This window comes from Pricia sp. (assembly GCF_041745955.1).
GTDB lineage: Bacteria > Bacteroidota > Bacteroidia > Flavobacteriales > Flavobacteriaceae > Pricia.
On record NZ_JBGTHY010000319.1, the window covers coordinates 1 to 7,766 of the forward strand.

The window sequence follows — 7,766 nt, forward strand, 5'->3', positions numbered from 1 at the left end:
AACTTTTCGGAGACGAGCCCTTCGCCATTACGGGAAACTTTCCCTACAACATCTCTACACAGATCGTTTTTAAAATGCTGGAAATGAAGGAACAGGTTCCCGAATTTTCAGGCATGTTCCAAAAAGAGGTGGCGCAACGTATCTGTGAAAAGGAAGGAAGCAAAGCCTACGGCATATTGTCCGTTCTCGTACAGGCCTTTTACGACGCCGAATACCTATTCACGGTGCATCCGCAGATATTCGATCCGCCGCCTAAAGTGCAATCCGGAGTGCTACGGCTCGTCCGGAAAACTGATTTCACGTTGCCATGCGACGAGAAACTATTCTTCCGGATTGTAAAAGCGGCCTTTAATCACCGGCGGAAAACCATCCGAAATAGCCTGAAATCGTTTGATCTTTCGGATGCGCTCAGGGAAGACGCCCTTTTCGACTTGCGGCCAGAGCAATTAAGTGTCGGGGATTTTATCCTATTGACCAAGAAAATACAGCAAGAACTGGACGTTTAGATTCCTACGCCCACATATCTCAAAATAAACCCAAAAACGGCTAAACTCACTTGTGCCGAGTGCAGTCGAAGTGTAAACTTTTCTTTAGCTTTGCGCAGATTTTCCAATAAGGAAAAGTCCAAAGCATGACACCGTTCAAACTTACAGAAGAACTCGTAACCGAGATCGAACAGCTGATCGAAAACCAAAGGGACACCGACCTCGTCGCCCTGATGGAAGACCTACACTATGCCGATGTCGCAGAAATCATCGATGAACTTGACGAGGATGAGGCCACCTATATCATCAAACTACTCGAAAGCGATAAGACTTCCGATGTACTTACCGAGTTGGACGATGATGTCAGGGAAGGTATTCTCGGCAACCTTTCCGCCAAGGAAATCGCCGAAGAGCTAGGAGAGCTAGATACCGATGATGCGGCCGATATCGTAGGGGAACTTCCCAACGACATCATTCAAGAGGTCATTTCGGAAATTCAAGATCGGGAACACGCCAGGGACATCGTCGACCTGCTCCGATACGACGAATACACGGCGGGCGGACTCATGGCCAAGGAACTCGTGAAAGTAAAGGAAGATTGGAACGTGCTGACCTGCGTAAAGGAAATGCGGGCACAGGCCGAGAACGTAACCCGCGTACATTCCATCTACGTCGTGGATGCCGAGGATAAGTTGATGGGGCGCCTTTCACTTAAGGATTTGCTGACCACTTCGACTACCACACATATTAAGGATATCTATATTCCGAAGGTAGACCGGGTCGGGGTCAACGAAAAACCCGAAGAAGTGGCCAAAATCATGAGCAAATACGATTTGGAGGCCATTCCCGTAGTCGACGAGATCGGACGGCTCGTAGGCCGGATCACCATCGACGATATTGTGGACGTTATTCGCGAAGAGGCCGATAAAGATTATCAGATGGCGGCGGGTATTTCGCAAGATGTCGAGGCCGATGACAGCATCTGGCAACTGACGCGCGCGCGCCTGCCATGGCTTTTTTTGGGCCTGATAGGCGGTGTCGGCGCAGCGGCCATCATGGGCGGGTTCGAGGAAATGATCAGCAAACATGCCATTTTATTCTTCTTTACACCATTAATTGCGGCCATGGCCGGTAACGTCGGGGTACAATCAAGTGCCATTATCGTTCAAGGGTTGGCCAACGACGACCTGAAAGGGAGCGTGGGAAACCGCTTGATCAAAGAAATGCTCCTGGCCCTCATGAACGGCACACTATTGGCCGCTGCGCTGCTGTTGTTCACCTGGCTCTGGAAAGGTGATTTCCTGACCGCCTTGGCCATCTCCCTTTCATTGATCGCCGTGATTTTGGTAGCGGGTTTCATCGGCACCTTTATCCCTTTGTTCCTTCACAAAAGAAACATAGACCCAGCAATTGCCACAGGTCCTTTTATTACTACTAGTAACGATATTTTTGGCATCCTGATCTATTTTTGGATCGCTAAGGTCGTTCTCGGCATTTAACAATGGATAGAAGTGCCCTGAAATACATGCTTCGTCCATATTCCCGATTTTAGTATCTTAGACGAAACAAACCGCCCTATGCCGCTCGCCATTGTCATTGCCGGAATTATCCTGCTTTTTATTCTGATCGCCCGTTTTAAGCTCAATGCCTTTATCGCATTTATTATCGTTTCCCTTTTGGTCGGGGTCGCGGAGGGGATGGATTTTTTGACCACCATTAAGTCGATACAAAACGGAATAGGCAATACCTTGGGCTATCTGATATTGATCTTGGGCTTGGGGGCTATGCTGGGCAAATTGGTCGCCGATAGCGGGGCCGCACAACGGATTACTACGCAATTGGTAGGGAAATTTGGCAAAAAGAACATACAATGGGCCGTTGTGCTTACCGGTTTTATAGTTGGTATTCCCATGTTCTACACGGTCGGGTTCGTGATATTGGTGCCGCTGGTCTTCACCGTTGCCGCCGCTACGGGGCTTAACCTGATCTATGTCGGGCTTCCTATGTTGGCCTCGTTGTCCGTGACCCACGGTTATCTCCCACCGCATCCCGCCCCCACGGGCATAGCGATCATGTTCGACGCCAATATCGGCAAGACCTTGCTGTACGGAATCGTCATCGCAATTCCCGCTATTATCGTTGCCGGGCCTCTTTTTTCGAGGACCATTAAAAACGTTGAGGCCTCTCCCCTAAAGGAGTTTATGAACCCGAAAGTTTTGACGGACGAAGAAATGCCGGGTACCTTGAACAGCATCCTTACGGCCTTATTGCCCGTTATTTTAATCGGACTGGCATCGATCGTGGCGCTAATTCTTCCCGAAGAAAATATCCTCAGAAAAACAACCGATGTGTTGGGAGACCCTGTTATTGCCATGTTGATATCCGTCTTGGTCGCGATTTACACCTTGGGACTCGCCCGTGGCAAAGAGATGAAGGAAGTGATGGATTCGGTGGGCAGTGCCGTATCGGGTATTACCATGGTCTTGCTCATTATCGCAGGAGCAGGGGCCCTAAAGGAGGTTCTTATCGATAGCGGGGTAAGCGAATACATTGGCGATATGCTCAAAGGGTCTACCCTATCACCTTTGGTCTTGGCCTGGCTTATCGCCACCGTTATCCGGGTCTGTGTCGGATCGGCGACCGTCGCGGGACTTACCGCTGCGGGTATTGCACTTCCTTTGATCGCGAATACGGGTGTCAGTCCCGAACTCATGGTATTGGCCATTGGATCTGGAAGCCTGATGCTATCCCATGTCAACGATGGCGGGTTTTGGCTCTATAAGGAGTACTTCAACCTCTCGATAAAGGATACCCTCCGCACGTGGACGGTCATGGAAACGACCGTGGGCGTTATGGGGCTGATCGGGGTGCTGGTCTTGGAGCAGTTTGTGGGGTAGGATGCATAATATATCATAGTTCAGCGATTTGACAAAAAATTCGTTCTTTTGTAACTAACCCTGTTAAAAGAACGCTATATGAAACCCATTTCCCAAAGAATCGAAGAACTCCGCCTGATTTTGCCGCCCGCACCTCCGCCAGCGGGACTGTACAAACCTGTACTCATCGTAGACCACTTTTTATATGTCTCCGGCCAAGGGCCGATGTTGCCCGATGGAACCTTGATGAAAGGCCGGGTCGGTGATAGCCTTATCCTTGAAGAGGGAAAAGCCGGTGCCCGCCAGGTCGCCCTTACTATGCTTTCGACCATTCAGACCCATTTCGGGGATATCGACCGTATCAAACGCTTGGTAAAAACCTTGGGCATGGTCAATTGCACCCCAGATTTTCAGGACCATCCTTTGGTCATCAACGGTTTTAGCGAGCTGATGGCAGAAGTTTTCGGGGCCGAGAACGGGGTCGGGGTACGCAGTGCCGTGGGCATGATGCTTCCCGGAGGTATATCCGTGGAAATCGAGGCCATGTTCGAATTACATCGCTAATCCATGGAAAATCGAAACTGGTACGAAATAGCCGAGACGGAAGATATAGTTTCCCCCTCGTTGTTGGTGTATCCCGATAGAATACTGCACAATATCCGAATTATGGTCGAGATGGCCGGGGGCGCGGAACAGCTTCGCCCGCATATCAAGACCCATAAAACGGCGGAAATTGTCGAGATGCAGCTAGATCAGGGCATTCGAAAATTCAAATGTGCTACCATCGCCGAGGCAGAGTTGTTGGCGATGTGCAATGCCCCGGATATTCTTTTGGCTATGCAGCCCGTCGGGCCTAATATGAAACGGTTTTTTGATTTGGCGGATACGTATCCAGAATCAAAATTTTCCGCGCTTGTCGATAATTTGGACTCGCTGAATGCTTTGTCCGAAATGTCCGAATCGCGAGGGGCGGTTGTTTCCCTTTGGATGGATATCAACTGCGGAATGGACCGAACCGGGATTGTTCCCGACGAAAATGCTATATACCTATACCGTAAAATGGATGCCGATCTGAACATCGAGGCAAAGGGATTACATACTTACGACGGGCACATTCGAAACACGGATGTCACGGAACGGAAAAAAGCCTGCGACCTCGCTTTTGCATCCGTGGTCAATTTAAAAAATACGCTGGAATCCAAAGGAATTAAGATTAACGGAATTATTGCCGGAGGATCCCCGACCTTTCCTTTTCATGCCCAACGGGATGGCGTCGAGGCCAGTCCAGGCACCACCTTACTTTGGGATGCCGGCTACGGCGACCAGTTTCCTGAATTGGATTTCTTGCCCGCAGCGGTTCTCCTGACCCGAATTATCAGCAAACCCGCAAAAAGTATACTCTGTTTGGATTTGGGGCATAAACACCTCGCCCCTGAAATGCCCTTTCCAAGAGTACATTTTTTGAATATGGAGCATTGCATCCAAAAAGGCCAAAGCGAGGAACATTTCGTGCTCGAGTGTACGAATGCAGAGCACTTTGCCATAGGTGATGTTTGCTATGCGCTTCCTGTGCACATCTGTCCGACCGTTGCGAAATATGATAGTTTACAGGTGGTTTCCGAGGGAATCATCATCGATGAATGGCAGGTTGTGGCCAGAAACAAGCGTATTATCATATAAAAATAGTCCTACAATAAAATTATCATCATACACTTGAACTTTATCCGGTTTCTTGAGTAAATTTAGGCAAAACCCAAAAAAGGACACGAACGGTTTGCGGATACGATTATTCGGAATTTAGCGTTTTAACAAGTAGTTAAGTTCGCATGGCAGGGTATTTGTTATCTTTATGCCGGTCTTTTATCGTCTCAAAAAATGCCAAAAAATTATCTTTTCACAATTCTCGTTTTTTTTATCGGAGCCACAGTTGGGTATGGCCAAACCGATCTTCCTACCCAAAAACCTTTGGAAATCGATGTTGCCAATAAAATCGATGATACTGCGGAACCGCAAAAAGGCACATCACTGAAAATACCTTCCGTCATCGATACCGATCCCGAGATCAATTTGGATATGAACAAAAGAAATCCGGTAAAGATGTTGCCGGATCGTGAACTTGTTCAAGCGGGGACAGGAATGAAAATCGATCCGAAAGCAGGTCCGAGGGAACCCAAAGAAGGTTCTAGGGAACACTTTTCGGATATGTATCTCGGCGATGTAAAAAGCGGTGGCAAATTTGTAGGAATCGTGTGTCGAGACCATGAATTTGTAGACGGAGACCGGGTAAAAATATGGCTCAATGATAGGGTAATCGATCCCAATACTTTGCTGACCGCATCTTTTAAGGGCATCAATGTCGACCTTGACGAAGGCTTTAACCGCTTTGAATTCGAGGCATTGAACGTTGGATCATCCCCCCCGAACACCGCACAGATCGATGTCTACGACGATAAAGGTGATCTCATCTATTCGAACAAATGGTTGTTATCGACGGGGTCGAGGGCTACTTTGATTATTACGAAAGAATAATTTTCTGCCGAATGGTATCGGTACATCCAAATTCATTTCCTTTTCTCTAATTTTTCCTTCAAATCATTCGTTAAGAAATTGGTTTTCCTAAAACCGTGCGAAGATTTAGTTTCAGATCAGAAATTCAGAACGACCACATTTTAATATCTTTGCCGTTAAACACCGCATATTTAACTATGGGCAAAAAAAACTATACCGTTTCGGTAATCCAGCTCGAGCTGAACAATTCTCCGGATGAAAATCGTAAAAAATGCATAGCTTGGATCCGAAAATCGGCCAACCAAGGCGCAGAAGTCATTTGCCTTCCCGAATTGTATAGCAGCCATTATTTCTGTCAGAGCGAGAACGTAGAAAATTTTTCGTTCGCGGAGCCTTTGGGCGCGATATCCTTTACGGCCTTCAGCACCTTGGCCTCGGAATTAGGCGTGGTCATCATCGTTCCTTTTTTCGAAAAGCGTACGGCGGGCATCTATCACAACAGTGCCTATATTATTGATACCGATGGTAAACAAGCGGGGCTATACCGTAAAATGCACATCCCCTATGACCCCCATTTTTATGAGAAGTTCTATTTTACTCCCGGCGATCTCGGATTTCAGTCCATCGACACTCAAAAAGGCAAAATCGGCACGCTTATCTGTTGGGACCAATGGTATCCGGAAGCGGCGCGACTGACGGCCATGAAAGGCGCCGAAATACTGTTTTACCCCACGGCGATTGGCTGGCATCCGTTCGAAAAGGAACAGTACGGCGAAAACCAATATGGTGCCTGGATGAACGTGATGAAGGGCCATGCCGTTGCCAATGGAATCTTTGTTGCCGCCGCAAACCGAATCGGCCTCGAAAAATATCTACCGAATACGGATGGTATCGAATTTTGGGGGAAATCATTTATCTGCGGTCCACAAGGGGAAATTCTAGCCATGGCCTCCAACGCTAAGGAAGAAATAGTGATGGCCGAAGTAGATTTGGCCCATCAGGAAAATGTACGCCAAAACTGGCCCTTTTTCAGGGACAGAAGAATCGATGCCTTTCAAGATCTCACCAAACGCTTTATCGATTAAAGCTATGGATAACAGAAGATTTCCCGCCGAATGGGAGCCCCAAGAGGGCATTTTGCTCTGTTTTCCGCACAATGGTAACGATTGGCCCGGCAAATACGGGGCGGTACAATGGGCCTTTGTAGAATTCATCAAAAAAATCGCATGTGTCGAGACCGTTTTTTTGGTGGTAAAGGATAGTACTTTGCAAGACAAGGTCACCGACATGTTGCAAATGGCATCCGTATCCCTTAAAAATATCCGTTTCATCGTTCAGAAGACCAATCGAAGCTGGATGCGCGATTCCGGCCCGATAATCGTGAAAAATGGTACCGATAGGGAGGCCCTTAATTTACATTTTAACGGCTGGGCCAAATACAAAAATTGGAAGCTTGATAAACTCGTCCCGGCCAAAGTAAGTAAGCACCTAGACGTACCTCTAACCCCGGTCACCTATAAGGGAAAGAAGGTTGTTCTGGAAGGCGGGGCCCTCGAAGTCAACGGTAAAGGCACCTTGATCACCTCTGAGGAATGTCTTCTGCACCCCACCGTACAAGTGAGGAACGCAGGCTTTACCAAAGAGGACTATGAAGCTATTTTTAAAGAATTTTTTGGCATAACCAATACCATTTGGCTTGGGAACGGCATTGTGGGCGACGACACCCACGGCCATATCGACGACTTCTGCAGGTTTGTAAACGAAGATACCGCAGTAACCGTGGTGGAATCAGATACCAAGGACAAAAATTATGCGCCCTTACAGGAAAATTCAAAACGGCTACAAACCGCAAAACTTCAAAATGGCACATCTTTAAAAGTGGTGGAATTACCCATGC

8 protein-coding genes are annotated in these 7,766 nt (G+C 47.8%); all 8 read left to right on the forward strand.

Annotation, left to right across the window (positions count from 1 at the left end):
• On the forward strand, positions 1-506 hold a 506-nt coding region (locus tag ACEW8S_RS11640), incomplete at its 5' end, for an rRNA adenine dimethyltransferase family protein (protein WP_373518318.1).
• 125 nt (positions 507-631) lie between these two features.
• Positions 632-1,984 carry a magnesium transporter gene (gene mgtE, locus ACEW8S_RS11645; RefSeq protein WP_373518319.1) on the forward strand — a complete coding sequence of 451 codons (1,353 nt, stop codon included), beginning with the start codon at positions 632-634 and terminating at the stop codon, positions 1,982-1,984.
• Positions 1,985-2,062: 78 nt separating this feature from the next.
• Positions 2,063-3,382 carry a gluconate:H+ symporter gene (locus tag ACEW8S_RS11650; RefSeq protein ID WP_373518320.1) on the forward strand — a complete coding sequence of 440 codons (1,320 nt, stop codon included), beginning with the start codon at positions 2,063-2,065 and terminating at the stop codon, positions 3,380-3,382.
• A 78-nt stretch (positions 3,383-3,460) separates the two neighbouring features.
• Entirely contained in the window at positions 3,461-3,925 is a 465-nt protein-coding gene (locus tag ACEW8S_RS11655; RefSeq protein ID WP_373518321.1) for a RidA family protein, read from the forward strand.
• A gap of 3 nt (positions 3,926-3,928) precedes the next feature.
• Positions 3,929-5,041, forward strand: coding sequence for a D-TA family PLP-dependent enzyme (locus ACEW8S_RS11660; RefSeq protein ID WP_373518322.1), 1,113 nt, complete (start codon positions 3,929-3,931; stop codon positions 5,039-5,041).
• Positions 5,042-5,236: 195 nt separating this feature from the next.
• Positions 5,237-5,890, forward strand: a complete 654-nt coding sequence (locus tag ACEW8S_RS11665) for a hypothetical protein (RefSeq protein ID WP_373518323.1) — start codon at positions 5,237-5,239, stop codon at positions 5,888-5,890.
• A gap of 176 nt (positions 5,891-6,066) precedes the next feature.
• The gene (locus ACEW8S_RS11670) at positions 6,067-6,954 is read left to right on the forward strand and encodes a carbon-nitrogen hydrolase (RefSeq protein ID WP_373518324.1); all 888 of its coding nucleotides are present in this window, start codon (positions 6,067-6,069) and stop codon (positions 6,952-6,954) included.
• Positions 6,955-6,958: 4 nt separating this feature from the next.
• On the forward strand, positions 6,959-7,766 hold an 808-nt coding region (locus ACEW8S_RS11675), incomplete at its 3' end, for an agmatine/peptidylarginine deiminase (RefSeq protein WP_373518325.1).

Coding starts and splice junctions, on each gene's coding strand:
- mgtE (WP_373518319.1), top strand. CDS start 632: ATGACACCGTTCAAACTTACAGAAGAACTCGTAACCGAGATCGAACAG.
- ACEW8S_RS11650 (WP_373518320.1), top strand. CDS start 2,063: ATGCCGCTCGCCATTGTCATTGCCGGAATTATCCTGCTTTTTATTCTG.
- ACEW8S_RS11655 (WP_373518321.1), top strand. CDS start 3,461: ATGAAACCCATTTCCCAAAGAATCGAAGAACTCCGCCTGATTTTGCCG.
- ACEW8S_RS11660 (WP_373518322.1), top strand. CDS start 3,929: ATGGAAAATCGAAACTGGTACGAAATAGCCGAGACGGAAGATATAGTT.
- ACEW8S_RS11665 (WP_373518323.1), top strand. CDS start 5,237: ATGCCAAAAAATTATCTTTTCACAATTCTCGTTTTTTTTATCGGAGCC.
- ACEW8S_RS11670 (WP_373518324.1), top strand. CDS start 6,067: ATGGGCAAAAAAAACTATACCGTTTCGGTAATCCAGCTCGAGCTGAAC.